Source organism: Pseudomonas sp. JQ170C (genome assembly GCF_035581345.1).
In the GTDB taxonomy this organism is placed as follows: Bacteria; Pseudomonadota; Gammaproteobacteria; order Pseudomonadales; family Pseudomonadaceae; genus Aquipseudomonas.
The window spans coordinates 5,567,416-5,582,227 of record NZ_CP141608.1 but is presented as its reverse complement, the minus strand read 5'-3'; the positions used below and the strand labels follow the sequence as shown (position 1 = coordinate 5,582,227).

Sequence of the window (14,812 nt, the reverse complement as noted above, 5' to 3'; positions counted from 1 at the left end):
TTGCGTAGGTCTGATACACCGCCATCGCGGGGCAAGCCCGCTCCTACTGGGAGCTTCCCATGTTGAACACGTTGATTCCCCTTTTGCTGTTCGCCGCCCTGGGCCTGGCTGTCCTCGGCGCCTTGCGGCGTGTGCGGATGTGGCGCCAGGGCCGGCCCTCGAAGGTCGATCTGCTGGGCGGGCTGCTGGCCATGCCCCGGCGCTACATGGTCGACCTGCACCACGTGGTCGCCCGCGACAAATACATGGCCAATACCCACGTCGCCACCGCCGGGGGCTTTGTCTTGGCGGCGGTCCTGGCGATCCTGGTGCATGGCTTTGGTCTGCATAACAAGATCCTCGGCTACGCCTTGCTGTTTGCCACGGTGCTGATGTTTGCCGGCGCGCTGTTCGTCTACAAGCGCCGCCTCAACCCGCCTGCGCGCCTGTCCAAGGGCCCGTGGATGCGCCTGCCAAAGAGCTTGCTGGTGTTTGCCGCGAGTTTCTTCATCGCCACCTTGCCGGTGGCCGGAATCCTGCCGCAAGGCTTTGGCGGCTGGGTGCTGGTAGCCCTGCTGGGGCTCGGGGTGCTCTGGGGCGTGTCCGAGCTGTTCTTCGGCATGACCTGGGGCGGGCCGATGAAGCACGCCTTCGCCGGTGCCCTGCACCTGGCCTGGCACCGCCGCGCCGAGCGTTTTGGCGGTGGCCGCTCCACCGGGCTCAAGCCCATCGACCTGGAAGATCCACAGGCCCTGCTGGGTGTGGAAAAACCCAAGGATTTCACCTGGAACCAACTGCTGGGCTTCGACGCCTGCGTTCAATGCGGCAAGTGCGAGGCGGCATGCCCGGCCTTTGCCGCCGGGCAACCGCTGAACCCGAAAAAGCTCATCCAGGACATGGTCGTCGGCCTTGCCGGTGGCACCGACGCGAAATTTGCCGGTAGCCCGTATCCAGGCAAGCCAATCGGCGAGCACGGCGGCAATCCGCACCAGCCGATCGTCAATGGCCTGGTGGACGCTGAAACCCTCTGGTCGTGCACCACCTGCCGCGCGTGCGTGGAGGAATGCCCGATGATGATCGAGCACGTCGATGCCATCGTCGACATGCGCCGTCACCTGACCCTGGAAAAAGGCGCGACCCCGAACAAGGGTGCCGAGGTACTCGACAACCTCATCGCCACCGACAACCCCGGCGGCTTTGCCCCGGGCGGGCGGATGAACTGGGCGGCGGACCTGAGCCTCAAGCTGCTCGGCGAAACCAGGACCACCGACGTGCTGTTCTGGGTGGGCGACGGTGCCTTCGACATGCGCAACCAGCGCACCCTGCGTGCGTTCGTCAAAGTGCTCAAGGCTGCCCAGGTGGACTTTGCCGTGCTGGGCCTCGAGGAGCGGGACAGCGGCGACGTGGCGCGGCGCCTGGGCGATGAAGCGACCTTCCAGCAACTGGCCCGGCGCAATATCCAGACCCTGGCCAAGTACAGCTTCAAGCGCATCGTCACCTGCGATCCGCACAGTTTCCATGTGCTCAAGAACGAATACGGTGCCTTTGGCGGCGAGTACCTGGTGCAGCACCACAGCACCTACATTGCCGAACTGATCGCGGCCGGGGCGTTGAACCTTGGCCAGCACAAGGGCGGCAGCGTGACCTATCACGACCCGTGCTACCTGGGCCGCTACAACGGCGAGTACGAAGCGCCCCGCGAGGTGCTGCGCGCCCTGGGTATCGAGATCAAGGAGATGCAGCGTTCGGGCTTCCGTTCCCGTTGCTGCGGCGGTGGTGGCGGTGCGCCGATCACCGACATCCCCGGCAAGCAGCGGATTCCCGACATGCGCATGGAAGACATCCGCGAGACGGGCGCCGAACTGGTGGCCGTGGGTTGCCCACAGTGCACGGCGATGCTTGAAGGCGTGGTCGAACCCCGGCCACTGATCAAGGACCTGGCCGAGCTGGTGGCCGATGCCCTGCTCGAAGAGCAGGCCCCGGCGAACAAACCGGCGCCGGCCAAGCGTGAACCTGCGGAGGTGCACTGATGAGCGACATTATTCGCCGTGATCCGCGCGCCGAATGGATTGCCCGTAACCGCCTGCACCCGTTGCATGCGGCCATGCAGCAGACCCAGCAGCACAGCTGGATGGGGCCGAACGGCATTGTCCGCAAGAACCCTCACGGCATCGGTTTTATCGGCCCCAATGGCATCAAGCGCATTGACCGCAGCGGAGCCCAGCAGGGCACCAGCACCAAGCGTACGGCGGCAGCGGCGGTGGAGTTGCCGTTGCACCAGGTGCCTGCGCCAGCGTTCTACATCGCCGTGGTACCCGACATGGTCGGTGGTCGCCTGGGCAGTCACGACCGTGATCTGCTCGGCCTTGCCCACAGCCTGGCCGGCAGTGAGGGTGCGGTGCTGGCGGTGGTGTTCGGCGAACACAAGGAAAGCAACTTTTCCACAGCCGGTGTCGACCGCTTGCTGGTCATCGAAGGCGAAGAATTCGACGGCTATGCCCCCGAGCAACTGGTGCAGGGCCTGCGGGCTGTGGATAACCAGTTCAGCCCGCGTCACTGGCTGCTGCCCGACAGCCGCACCGGTGGCGGCGAACTGGGCCGTCGTTTTGCCGCAGCCCTGGGCGAGCGCCCGGCGACGCGGGTCTGGCAGGTCAAGGATGGGCAGTGCAGTGGCCGTGCCGGGGCAGGCCAGCAGGATCTGATCCGCGGCCTGCCACGTTTGATTCTGGCCGCTGCCGAATGCGCCGAGCCGGTCAGCGAAACCCGTCACGAAGCCTTGCCCGAACAGTTATCCACAAGCGTGGCGCGCAGCTTGCCGCGCATTGAAGACCTTGGCCCGGTGGCCGTGGACCCGGCCGCCATTGCCATGGCCGAAGCCGAGTTCATCGTCTCGGGCGGCAACGGGGTCAAGGACTGGGACTTGTTCCACCGCGCAACCGTAGCCCTGGGCGCCACCGAGGGCGCCTCGCGGGTGGCGGTGGACGACGGCTTCATGCCGCGCAATCGCCAGGTGGGGGCTACCGGCACCTGGGTCACGGCGCGGGTCTATATGGCTGTGGGGATCTCCGGAGCGATCCAGCACCTGCAGGGCATCGGTGCCTGCGACAAGGTGGTGGCGATCAACATGGACCCGGGCTGCGACATGATCAAACGCGCCGACCTTTCGGTGATCGGCGACAGCGCGGCGATCTTGCAGGCGCTGATCCAGGCTGTGGAAAACTACCGCAACGACGCCAAGCGCGACGCGGCATAAGGGCAGGGGATAACTATGAGTACCAAGGTCGTCAGTCTGGTTTCCATCGGTGCCCACCCAAGCTCGGGCCGCACCCGGCGTGCCGAACAGGACGCCCGGGCGGTGGAGCTGGGCTTGCAGCTGGCTGGGGATAACTTGCAGGTGCTGCACGCTGGCGACCCGCAGGAACCGGCCTTGCGCGCCTACCTGGGCATGGGCCTGGCGCAGCTCGATGTGCTTGAGCAGCCGGCGGGTGCCGACGCCCTGGGTGTGTTGGGGGATTATTTGCGTGAGGCGGGTGCCCAACTGGTGCTGACCGGCAGCCAGGCCGAGACCGGCGAAGGCTCGGGCATGCTCCCGTTCCTGCTGGCCGAGCGCCTGGGCTGGCCGTTGGTGGTGGGGTTGGCGGAAGTCGAATCTATCCACAACGGCGTGGCCCAGGTGCTGCAAGCTCTGCCACGGGGCCAGCGGCGCCGGCTCAAGGTGCGCCTGCCGCTGCTGGCCACTGTGGATAACGCCGCGCCCAAGCCCCGCCAGAGCGCCTTTGGCCCGGCGCGGCGCGGGGTATTGGCCGCACGGCAGGTGGCGATCGTCGAAGACGAGTTACTCACAGGCGCCGAATTGCAACCGGCCAAGCCACGGCCCAAGCGCCTGAAAGTGATCAAGGCCAAGAGAGGTGCCGACCGTATGAAAGCCGCGACGGCGAAGGCCAGTGGCGGGGGTGGCCAGGTACTCAAGGATCTGACGCCCGAGGCGGGTGCCGATGCCATTCTCAAATTGCTGGTGGAGGAAGGCGTGCTGCGCTGAAGGGCGTTACCCACAATCCTTGTTGGTGGCTCTGTGGATAATATGTTCGCCCATGACGGTAAGCCCCGTGGATCAAGGCTTACAGAGAGTTGATCAAAAAACGTCCAGTTTGCTGTTTTACCCCCTTCCACAACGCTAAAGCCGTGTAATTACACGGCTTTCGGCGTTATCCACACGACCTTTCCAGCCCCGGTACTTTTGCACACAAAGTCTGTTGGCCGCTTTGTGGATAAGGTGTTTGCCTTCCCCTGGGAGCCACGTATTCAGTGGCTTACAGAGTATTGGTCAAAAAACGTCCAATTGACCTGATTTCATGAGATTGAAGTTTTCCACAGGCGAAATGTCGCGTTTCCCACAATTGCTGTGGGTTGTCCTGTGGATAAAGTGTTTGCTGTATGGGGCAGGCCAGTGGGGGCGGGGGATTGCGGGGTGTGGTCAATATTTGTACAGCGATCGCGGGGCAAGCCCGCTCCCACCGTGTAGGAGCGGGCTTGCCCCGCGATGCCTTCCTGCTCAGCTTACTGCGCCGCCACGCCTTTCAGATAAGGTGCCGGCGCCGCCCCCAGGTTGTTCAGCACCCGCTCGCTGTACCAGTCCACAAAGTTCACCACCCCAAACTCGTAGGTCTTGGAGTAAGGCCCCGGCTGATAGGCCGTGGAGTTGATCCCGCGCTGGTTCTCCTCGGCCAGGCGACGGTCCTGGTCGTTGGTCGCATCCCACACCTGGCGCATGCGCGCCGGGTCGTAGTCCACACCTTCGACCGCATCCTTGTGGACCAGCCACTTGGTGGTGACCATGGTTTCCTGGGCACTGATCGGCCACACGGTAAAGACAATGATGTGATCGCCCATGCAGTGGTTCCACGAATGTGGCAGGTGCAGGATGCGCATCGAGCCAAGGTCCGGGTTCTTGATCCGGCCCATGAGCTTCTGGCAGCCCTGCTTGCCGTCCAGGGTCATGGACACGGTGCCCTTGAGCAGCGGCATGCGCACGATGCGGTTGCGCAGGCCGAAGCTTGCGTGGGCGTAGGGGATCTTCTCGGCATCCCAGGCGGCAGCCGAGGCGGCGACGTGGTCCTTGAACGCCTGGTCGGCCCGCGGGTCGGTGACGTCGTCCCATTCCAGCAGGGTCTTGAGCAGTTCCGGGTGCGAACCGCTGCAGTGGTAGCACTCGCGGTTGTTTTCCAGCACGAGTTTCCAGTTGGCCTTTTCCATCAAGGTGGTCTGCACCGCCACCTTGGTGTTCTCCATGTCGTAGGGCTCCATGTAGTGAGCCAGGGTGGCCAGGAAGTCGTCGATCGCCGGCGGGTTCTCGGCCAGGCTGATGAAGATGTAGCCACCGGCGGTTTTCACGTTCACAGGCTTGAGGCCGTACTGCTTCATGTCGAAGTCGGCGCCCATCTCGGTGCCGGCGAACAGCAGGCGGCCGTCGAGTTCGTAGGTCCATTGGTGGTAATGGCAAACCAGTTTGGCCACCTTGCCCTTTTCACTGGTGCACAGCCGCGAGCCACGATGACGGCAGACGTTATGGAAGGCATGCACCTGGCCTTCGGCACCGCGCACCACCAGGATCGGGTTCTTGCCGATCTGCAGGGTGAGGAAGTTGCCCTTGGTCGGGATTTCGCAGGTCATCCCCGCGATCAGCCATTCCTTCTGGAAAATTTCTTCCATGTCGATCTGGAACAGGCGTTCGTCGCAATAGAACGGCTGCGGCAGCGAGAACGTGCGCTCGCGGTTCTGCAGCATCTCGGCGGTGGCCTTGCGCGCAGGTTCCAGTGGATCGCCCAGACTCAAAGTTGCGGTGACGTCCATCGTGTAGGTCCTCGTGGCCAGTGCTTGTGGCCGGTAAAAGTGGCTAATCGTTGTTATGGCGACGCAAGGCGGAAATACAGCGGTTCATTTGCGATGGAGTGTGCGATTGAAGCGGCCTTCAACCATATCCATGGACGACATGATCAGATCCGTTTCCGACGCGCGAGCCCTTGCGGCAGGGGGCTGGTCGCGATAAGCACGCCGATGTCGCGGATAGGAAAGTGTTCGTGTCGCAGCTTGATCAGAATCGCAAGCATCAGGCCGCAGTCGGCCGTGGAGACGAGCATGTCCAACTTCCTCAATCCGGTCAGCACCCAGACCTGGGCCAACGGCCGCCACATCGTCCGTTGCGTCAAGGTGATCCAGGAAACCTGGGATGTGCGCACCTTCTGTTTCATGGCCGACCAGCCGATCATGTTCTTCTTCAAGCCCGGGCAGTTCGTGACCCTGGAGCTTGAGATCGACGGGGTGCCGATCATGCGCTCCTACACCATCTCAAGCTCGCCGTCGGTGCCCTACAGCTTCTCGGTGACCATCAAGCGGGTACCTGGCGGCAAGGTCTCCAATTGGCTGCACGACACCCTGCACGAAGGCCAGGAGCTGGCGGTGCATGGGCCGGTGGGCCTGTTCAACGCCATGGACTTCCCCAGCCCCAAGGTGCTGTACCTGAGCGGCGGTGTCGGCATCACCCCGGTGATGTCCATGGCCCGTTGGTTCTACGACACCAACGGCAATGTCGACATGGTCTTCGTGCATAGCGCCCGTTCGCCCAAAGACATCATTTACCACCGCGAGCTGGAGCACATGGCGTCGCGGATCGACAACTTCAGCCTGCACATCATTTGCGAGAAGCACGGCCTGGGCGAGCCGTGGGCGGGTTATCGGGGTTACCTGAACCAGAAGCTGATGGAGCTGATTGCACCGGACTACATGGAGCGCGAGATCTTCTGCTGTGGCCCTACGCCCTACATGCATGCGGTCAAGCGCCTGCTCGAAGGCAGCGGCTACGACATGAGCCGCTACCACGAGGAATCGTTCGGGGCGACCCCGGCCGAGGTCAAGGCCGACGCTGTCGAGCTGGCCGAGCAGGCTGCCGATGCGCCGGAAGTGGACAATGCCGACCTGCACCAGGTGGAGTTCACCGCGGCCGGCAAAAGCATTCGCGTGGCGCCGGGCGAGACCGTGCATGCGGCGGCGGCCAAGCTCGGCCTGATGATTCCCAAGGCTTGCGGCATGGGTATCTGCGGTACCTGCAAGGTGCTCAAGCTGGGCGGCGAGGTGGAGATGGAGCACAACGGCGGCATCACCGATGATGATGTCGCCGAGGGTTATATCCTGTCGTGCTGCAGCGTGCCCAAAGGGGATGTGCGGATCGAATATTGAACACTGTAGGAGCGGGCTTGCCCCGCGATGCGATGTGACTGCCAGATCGCTATCGCGGGGCAAGCCCGCTCTTACATAAAGGTCAGACGCTGAAGCGGGCCACCAGGCCGTTCAGGTCTACGGCCAGGCGCGACAGCTCGGCGCTGGCCGCGCTGGTCTGGTGGGCACCGGTGGCCGACTGCACGGACAGGTCGTTGATGTTGACCAGGTTGCGGTCGACTTCACGGGCCACCTGAGCCTGTTCTTCGGCCGCGCTGGCAATCACCAGGTTGCGTTCGTTGATCTGGGCCACGGCACCGGTGATGGTGTCCAGCGCCAGGCCCGCGCCACGGGCGATGTTCAGGGTCGACTCGGCGCGTTCGGTGCTGTTGCGCATGGAGTTGACGGCCTGCTCGGTGCCACCCTGAATGCTGCCGATCATCCGCTCGATTTCGCTGGTCGACTGCTGGGTACGGTGGGCCAGGGCGCGCACTTCATCGGCCACTACGGCAAAACCGCGACCGGCTTCACCGGCACGGGCGGCCTCGATGGCGGCGTTGAGGGCCAGCAGGTTGGTCTGGTCGGCCAGGCCGCGAATCACATCCAGTACCTTGCCAATGTCCCGCGACTCTTCTGCCAGGTTGCCGATCAGCTCGGCGGTGCCTTGCACATCGACACTCATGCGTTCGATGGCCGTGACGGTTTCCAGTACCAGGTCGCGACCGTCACCGGCCGAACGGGTCGCCGCCTGTGAGGCTTCAGACGTGCTGACGGCGTTGCGGGCCACTTCTTCCACGGCGCTGGTCATTTCGGTGACGGCAGTGGCGGCCTGTTCGATCTCGTTGTTCTGCTGCTGCAGGCCACGGGCGCTTTCGTCGGTGACGCTGTTGAGCTCTTCGGCGGCCGAGGCCAGTTGCGTGGCGGAGCCTGCGATCAATTGCAGGGTGTCGCGCAGTTTGTTCTGCATCTTGGCCATGGCCCGCAGCAGGCGAGCGGCTTCGTCCTGGCCGTCGGCCTCGATGCGGCGGGTAAGGTCGCCTTCGGCAATGCGCTCGGCGGCCTGCAGGGCTTCGTCGATAGGCTTGACGATGCTGCGGGTCAGCAGCAGGGCGCAGATCAGGGTCAACACGGTCGCGGTCAGCAACAGGCCGATCACCAGGGCGACGGCATTGGCGTACTGGTCGGCGGCCGTCTGGTTGATCTCGCGGGTCTGTTCGGTGTTGATGCTCACCAGCTGGTCCATGACCTTGTTGATCTGCTCGGAGCTATCGAGCATGTCGCGGTTGATCAGGGTGCGCAGGGCGTCCAGGTCATTGCTTTGCGAGGCCAGGCGCATGCGGTTTTCCAGCTGCCGGTACTGGCCGAGCAACTGCACGTACTGGTTATAGGCCCCGCGCTCCTCGGCGCCGTAGATCAGCGGCTCGTAAATCCGCCGGGCATCGTCGATCTGTTGGTGGCGCTGGTCGATCAGTTGCAGGGTGTTCTGCACCGTGTCGGCTTCGCGGTTGATCAGCAGGCGGTACGACAGGGTGCGCAGGCGCAGGGTCAGCTGGGTCAATTGATCGAGGTTGGTGATGCTGGGTACGGTGGACTGCTCGATGATTTCGCCGGCCTGGCGAATCTTGCCCATCTGGTTCAGGGCGAACAGCCCCAGGCCCAGCATCAAGGCACAGATCAAGGCAAACCCCAGCAGCGCACGCGGGGCAATGTTCATGTTACGTAGGGACATGGTGGTCTTCCATGAGGAAAATGGACGCGCACTGGGTGCGACAGATTCAGGACTGCCTTGCCTATCGGTCAGGCGCGATAACTCTTGAGGCCTGAAGATGAAATGCTGACCCTGCTCACTTCTTTCCTGACGGGCGGCAGCCAATATGGGGAACCGGACCTCGCAAGCCGGGTCAATCTGCACCAGCGCGAAGCGTCTAAACCCGATATCCCTGGCTAGCACGCGGACTTTTCATTATCGTGTGCGCCCCCCGAAAAACCCCGAGAAGGTAATCATGTTGGAAACTTCCCTCAGTCAATTGGAACAACTGGTCAGCGACCTGGTACAGAAGAATCAGGAACTGGCCGAGCGCAACGCCCAGATCAGCGCTGAACTGGCTCAAGCCAAGGACGAAAACGAAAGCCTGCAGCTGTCGCTGATGGAACAGGAAGAGAAGCAGGGCGCTACCGCCGCACGTATCCAGGCCCTGGTCGAGCGCGCCAGCGTTGGTGCCGTCAACGCATGAGAACTTCAGCACAGCCGATCAATGTCGTGTCGATTCTCGGCAGTGACTATTCGATCAAGGCCCCCGAAGGCCAGGAACAGGCCCTGGCCCAGGCCGTGCAGATGCTCAATGCGTCGCTGGCCGAGACCAAGCGCAAATACCCCACCCTGATCGGTGACAAGCTGCTGGTTCTGGCAGCCCTCAACCTGTGCTCGCAGCAGATCGATCTGCAACAGCAGCACCAGCAGGCCCTCGACCGTTACCAAGAGCAAGTCAGCGCCACGGTCGATGTGATTGCCCGGACCATCGGCAACAGCTGATCGGCCCCCGCAACACCGTTCACCCTTCTTTTGCTCGCTCACTGCCTTGTCGGCAGTGGGCGGCATTGTCTTGGGTCACTGGAATTATTGTATTTCCTTATGTATACAATTGGCCTGTCTATTGCAGTACAGGGCTTATTTACTTAAGGGGAGCTTCATGCAGTTCTGGCGGCGCAGTATCCAGTGGCAATTGATTGCAAGCATGGGCGCAGCCCTGTTGGTGAGCATTCTTGTGGTGGTGGGAATCTACTCGGTGGCGGTCAATCGCCTGACCGAACGTTACTTGGTCGACACCGCCTTGCCGGCGAGCATTGAGGCAATTCGTAACGACATCGAGCGCATGCTCAGCCGTCCGCTCACCGCAGCGTCCGACATTGCCAACAACACCTTGCTGCGCGACTGGCTGGCGGCGGGCGAAGCCCCGGCCCAGGCAGGGCAATTTGTCGAGTACCTGGAAGCCCTGCGGCAGAAGAACCAGGCTTTTACCGCGTTGTTCGCGGCGACCGAAACCAACCACTACTACAACGAAAAGGGCCTGGACCGGACCTTGAGCCGCAGCAATCCGGCGGACAAATGGTTCTATGGGTTCATCGACAGCGGCAACCCGCGCCTGCTCAATATCGACACCGATGGCAGCACCGGCGAGTTGGCGTTGTTCATCGACTATCGGGTGGAGAAGGCCGGCAAGCTGGTGGGCATCGCCGGCCTTGGCCTGCGCATGACCGAGCTGTCCGAGCTGATCCACAACTTCAGTTTCGGTGAGCACGGGCGGGTGTTTCTGGTGCGCGGCGATGGCCTGATCCAGGTGCATCCCGACCAGCAATTCAGCGGCAAACGCACGCTTGCCGAGCAGATCGGCGGGTCGGCCGCCCAGGCCGTGCTTGAGCGAAAAGACAGTGTGCACAGCAGCCGCTTCGAGCGTGACGGCGAAAGCTACCTGGCCTTGAGCCTGCCTTTGCGCGACCTGAACTGGACGCTGGTCGCCGAAGTGCCGCAGGCGCAGATCTACGCCCCGGTGCGTGAAACGGTGTGGATGACCAGCTTGATCGGCGGCGCGGTAGCCCTGGTGTCGCTGTTGCTGGTGGTGTTGCTGGCGCGGGGCATTGTGCGCCCGATTCGCCGGGTGACCGGCGCCTTGATGGCCATTGGCAACGGGGGTGGCGACCTGACCCACCGCCTGGATGAATCCCGTGCCGACGAGCTCGGTGACTTGGCCCGCGGCTTCAATCGTTTTCTCGACAACCAGCGCGACCTGATCGGTGAGGTGCTGCGGACCACCGAGCACCTGCACAAGGCCGTAAGCCAAGTGACCGAGGTGGTGGAAAACACCGCGGACCGCTCGCTGCGCCAGCAGGAAATGACCGAGATGGTGGCAACGGCGGTGCACCAGATGGGGCTCACCGTGCAGGACATTGCCCAGAACGCGGGCAATGCCGCCCAGGCGTCGCAAACCGCCCGCAGCGAGGCCCTGCACGCCCGTGAAGTGGTGCAGCGTTCGATTGCCCACATCGAGGGAATGTCGGGCGAGATTGGCCTGGCGGCGGGGGCGGTGAGTCAGCTGGCGGAGGAGGTGGCGTCCATCGACGAAGTGCTGGCGGTGATCCGCAGCATTTCCGAGCAGACCAATCTGCTGGCGCTCAATGCCGCGATCGAGGCGGCGCGGGCGGGTGAAATGGGCCGTGGTTTTGCCGTGGTTGCCGATGAGGTACGTACGCTTGCGCAGCGTACCCAGGTATCCACCGATGAGATCCAGCACATGATCCAGCGGCTCAAGCAGGGGGCCGGCAACGCTGTGGCCTCCATGCATGCCGGGCAGGCCGCCACGGGTACCGGGGTCGAGTCGAGCCAGCGCACCGGGGCATCATTGACCACCATTACCGGGCAGGTGGAACACATCAGCGACATGAACCTGCAAGTGGCGACGGCGACGGAGGAACAGTCGGCGGTAACCGACGAGATCAACCGTAACGTGCAGGGGATTTCCGATCTGGCGCGCCAGACGGCGGCTGAAGTGCAGGGGTGTCGGGAGGATTGCCAGGCGCTGCGCGGGTTGGCCGATGACCTGGCGCGGCAGATGGGTGGGTTCAGGCTGTAGATCGGTATCGCGGGGCAAGCCCGCTCCTACGGGTAGGAGCGGGCTTGCCCCGCGATAGAGCCCTCAGGCCCCCATGGCCGCGCGGATATCCGCCGCCAGCTCGCGCACCCGTGCTTCATCGGTATCCCACGAGCACATGAACCGCGCACCACCGCTGCCAATGAAGGTGTAGAAGCGCCAGCCCTTGTTGCGCAAGGTTTCCAGGGCCGGTTCCGACATCTGCAGGAATACCCCGTTGGCCTGCACCGGGAACATCAGTTCCACACCCGGTACATCGCTGACCAGTTCGCTGAGCAACTGCGCGCAACGATTGGCATGGCTGCCGTACTTGAGCCAGGCATCGTTTTCCAGCAAGCCCACCCACGGGGCCGACAGAAAACGCATTTTCGAGGCCAACTGGCCTGCCTGCTTGCAGCGGTAGTCGAAGTCTTCCGCCAGCTTGCGGTTGAAGAACAGGATCGCCTCACCCACCGCCATGCCGTTCTTGGTGCCGCCAAAGCACAGCACATCGACGCCGGCCTTCCAGGTCAGCTCGGCCGGCGAAACGCCCAGGTGGGCGCAGGCGTTGCTGAAGCGGGCGCCGTCCATGTGCAGGTTCAGGCCCAGTTCCTTGCAGGTGGCGCTGATCGCCTTGAGCTCGTCAGGGTGGTAGACGGTGCCGACTTCCGTGGCCTGGGTGATGGTGACCACCCGAGGCTTGGGGTAGTGGATGTCCTGGCGCTTGAGGGCGACTTCGCGGATCGACTCGGGGGTGAGCTTGCCGGCCACGCTGCGCGCGGTCAGCAGCTTGGAGCCGTTGGAGAAGAACTCCGGGGCACCGCACTCGTCGGTCTCGACGTGGGCGGTCTCCGAGCAGATCACGCTGTGGTAGCTCTGGCACAGCGACGACAGCGCCAGGGAGTTGGCGGCGGTGCCGTTGAAGGCGAAGAACACTTCGCAGTCGGTTTCAAACAGTTGGCGGAAATACTCGGCGGCGCGGGCAGTCCATTGGTCGTCGCCGTATGAGCGGTCATGACCCTGGTTGGCTTTTTCCATTGCGGCCCAGGCTTCGGGGCAGATACCGGAGTAGTTGTCGCTGGCGAATTGCTGGCTTTGATCTGTCATGACGGTGTCCTGAGAACGACGCAGGTGAGCACTGTAAAACAACCGGCTTGAACGGAGAAGCGTCGCGGGGCAAGCCCCCACTGCGATCAGTTCGGGAAACGCTCTACGCCCGCTGCGCGGCCGATCGCAGCCTCGTCCCTCGGCAGCGGCTACACCGCCCGTAGCCGCTGCCGACAGGCTGCGATCGACTGCGTAGCAGTCGCCAATGCGGTGATGTCAGGCGCTGCGCGAATCTGTAGGAGCGGGCTTGCCCCGCGATAGCGATCATCCCGTTACATCGCGTCGCGGGGCAAGCCCCCACTGCGATCAGTTCGGGAAACGCTCTACGCCCGCTGCGCGGCCGATCGCAGCCTCGTCCCTCGGCAGCGGCTACATCGCCCGTAGCCGCTGCCGACAGGCTGCGATCGACTGCGTAGCAGTCGCCAATGCGGTGATGAATGGCAGGGTGAAGACAGTTGCTCCCACCGTATCAGGCCAACCCTGTGGGAGCGGGCTTGCCCCGCGATACACGCCATGTCGTAAACGCACCACTGCAAGGCGTGCGTAGGCATCTGGGCTGTCTGCGTCGGTCATACCATCGCTGAAAAGGGCAATTGCCCCACAAGACCGATGCCGCTGCCGGGAGAGACGCGATGTTCAGCAAGCAAGACCAGATCCAGGGTTACGACGATGCACTGCTGGCGGCGATGAATGCCGAGGAGCAACGCCAGGAAGATCACATCGAGCTGATCGCCTCGGAAAACTACACCAGCAAGCGCGTCATGCAGGCCCAGGGCAGCGGCCTGACCAACAAATACGCCGAAGGTTACCCGGGCAAGCGCTACTACGGCGGTTGCGAGCATGTGGATAAAGTCGAGCAACTGGCCATCGACCGCGCCAAGCAGCTGTTCGGTGCCGACTATGCCAACGTCCAGCCGCACTCCGGCTCCTCGGCCAACAGCGCCGTGTACCTGGCCCTGCTGCAAGCGGGCGACACCATTCTGGGCATGAGCCTGGCCCACGGCGGCCACCTGACCCACGGCGCCAAGGTGTCGTCCTCGGGCAAGCTGTACAACGCGGTGCAGTACGGCATCGACACCACCACGGGGCTGATCGACTACGACGAAGTCGAGCGCCTGGCCGTCGAGTGCAAGCCGAAGATGATCGTCGCCGGCTTCTCGGCCTACTCCAAGACCCTGGACTTCCCGCGCTTTCGCCAGATCGCCGACAAGGTCGGCGCCTACCTGTTCGTCGACATGGCCCACGTGGCAGGCCTGGTGGCCGCCGGCCTGTACCCGAACCCGCTGCCGTACGCCGATGTGGTCACCACCACCACCCACAAGACCCTGCGCGGCCCACGGGGTGGCCTGATCCTGGCGCGCAGCAACGAAGAGATCGAGAAGAAGCTCAACGCCGCGGTATTCCCCGGCGCCCAGGGCGGCCCGCTGATGCACGTCATCGCCGGCAAGGCAGTGTGCTTCAAGGAGGCACTGGAACCAGGCTTCAAGACTTATCAACAGCAAGTGATCGACAACGCCCAGGCCATGGCCAAGGTGTTCATCGAACGTGGTTTCGATGTGGTCTCCGGTGGCACCGACAACCACCTGTTCCTGGTCAGCCTGATCCGCCAGGGCCTGACCGGCAAAGACGCCGACGCCGCCCTGGGCCGTGCTCACATCACCGTTAACAAGAACGCCGTACCGAACGATCCACAGTCGCCGTTCGTGACCTCGGGCCTGCGTATCGGTACTCCGGCAGTCACCAGCCGCGGCTTCAAGGTTGCCCAGTGCGTGGAACTGGCCGGCTGGATCTGCGACATCCTCGACAACCTCGGCGATGCCGATGTCGAGGCCGATGTTGCGAAGAACGTGTCGGCACTGTGTGCAGATTTTCCGGTTTATCGCTGAGTG

The 14,812-nt window shown here is 63.4% G+C and carries 12 protein-coding genes and 1 pseudogene; 9 read left to right on the top strand and 4 right to left on the bottom strand.

The window, feature by feature from the left end; all coding sequences use genetic code 11:
• Positions 1–59 precede the first annotated feature (59 nt).
• Genes dgcB through etfB form a run of 3 tightly spaced genes read left to right on the top strand, consistent with a single transcriptional unit; the run spans position 60 to position 4,018 of the window.
• Complete coding sequence (gene dgcB, locus U9R80_RS25500) at positions 60–2,009, top strand: dimethylglycine demethylation protein DgcB (protein WP_301843255.1); 1,950 nt, start codon at positions 60–62, stop codon at positions 2,007–2,009.
• Positions 2,009–3,232 (top strand): electron transfer flavoprotein subunit alpha, encoded by a 1,224-nt coding sequence (gene etfA, locus U9R80_RS25495; protein WP_301843256.1) that lies wholly within the window; start codon positions 2,009–2,011, stop codon positions 3,230–3,232. Before dgcB ends, etfA begins: the two co-directional genes overlap by 1 nt.
• 15 nt (positions 3,233–3,247) lie before the next feature.
• Positions 3,248–4,018, top strand: a complete 771-nt coding sequence (etfB, locus tag U9R80_RS25490) for an electron transfer flavoprotein subunit beta (RefSeq protein WP_301843257.1) — start codon at positions 3,248–3,250, stop codon at positions 4,016–4,018.
• Between the two features lie 518 nt (positions 4,019–4,536).
• On the opposite strand, the gene gbcA is transcribed toward etfB, so the two are convergent.
• Positions 4,537–5,829 (bottom strand): glycine-betaine demethylase subunit GbcA, encoded by a 1,293-nt coding sequence (gene gbcA / locus U9R80_RS25485; protein WP_301843258.1) that lies wholly within the window; start codon positions 5,827–5,829, stop codon positions 4,537–4,539.
• Between the two features lie 143 nt (positions 5,830–5,972).
• Positions 5,973–6,116 (bottom strand): hypothetical protein, encoded by a 144-nt coding sequence (locus tag U9R80_RS25480; RefSeq protein WP_301843259.1) that lies wholly within the window; start codon positions 6,114–6,116, stop codon positions 5,973–5,975.
• Between U9R80_RS25480 and gbcB the strand changes: the two genes are divergently transcribed.
• Positions 6,115–7,212 carry a glycine-betaine demethylase subunit GbcB gene (gbcB, locus tag U9R80_RS25475; protein WP_301843260.1) on the top strand — a complete coding sequence of 366 codons (1,098 nt, stop codon included), beginning with the start codon at positions 6,115–6,117 and terminating at the stop codon, positions 7,210–7,212. The two genes, U9R80_RS25480 and gbcB, sit on opposite strands and share 2 nt — an antisense overlap.
• A gap of 82 nt (positions 7,213–7,294) precedes the next feature.
• Here gbcB and U9R80_RS25470 read toward each other — a convergent pair whose 3' ends face one another.
• Positions 7,295–8,920, bottom strand: a complete 1,626-nt coding sequence (locus U9R80_RS25470; RefSeq protein WP_301843261.1) for a methyl-accepting chemotaxis protein — start codon at positions 8,918–8,920, stop codon at positions 7,295–7,297.
• A gap of 274 nt (positions 8,921–9,194) precedes the next feature.
• Here U9R80_RS25470 and U9R80_RS25465 point away from each other — a divergent pair, with 274 nt between their 5' ends.
• From U9R80_RS25465 to U9R80_RS27430, 4 genes and pseudogenes are all read left to right on the top strand, one after another.
• On the top strand, positions 9,195–9,425 hold the full coding sequence (locus tag U9R80_RS25465) for a hypothetical protein (protein ID WP_301843262.1): 231 nt from the start codon (positions 9,195–9,197) through the stop codon (positions 9,423–9,425).
• Entirely contained in the window at positions 9,422–9,724 is a 303-nt protein-coding gene (locus tag U9R80_RS25460; RefSeq protein WP_301843263.1) for a cell division protein ZapA, read from the top strand. The genes U9R80_RS25465 and U9R80_RS25460 overlap by 4 nt, the downstream gene beginning before the upstream one ends.
• A 157-nt stretch (positions 9,725–9,881) precedes the next feature.
• Positions 9,882–10,913: pseudogene (locus tag U9R80_RS27435) on the top strand (cache domain-containing protein); the annotation flags it as partial.
• Between the two features lie 168 nt (positions 10,914–11,081).
• On the top strand, positions 11,082–11,819 hold the full coding sequence (locus tag U9R80_RS27430; protein WP_442964991.1) for a methyl-accepting chemotaxis protein: 738 nt from the start codon (positions 11,082–11,084) through the stop codon (positions 11,817–11,819).
• 63 nt (positions 11,820–11,882) lie between these two features.
• On the opposite strand, the gene U9R80_RS25450 is transcribed toward U9R80_RS27430, so the two are convergent.
• A complete protein-coding gene (locus U9R80_RS25450; RefSeq protein ID WP_301843266.1) occupies positions 11,883–12,923 on the bottom strand; it encodes a threonine aldolase family protein in 1,041 nt (346 codons plus the stop codon).
• Between the two features lie 632 nt (positions 12,924–13,555).
• Here U9R80_RS25450 and glyA point away from each other — a divergent pair.
• Positions 13,556–14,809: a serine hydroxymethyltransferase gene (gene glyA, locus U9R80_RS25445; RefSeq protein ID WP_301842256.1), complete on the top strand. Its 1,254-nt coding sequence runs from the start codon at positions 13,556–13,558 to the stop codon at positions 14,807–14,809.
• Positions 14,810–14,812: the final 3 nt, after the last annotated feature.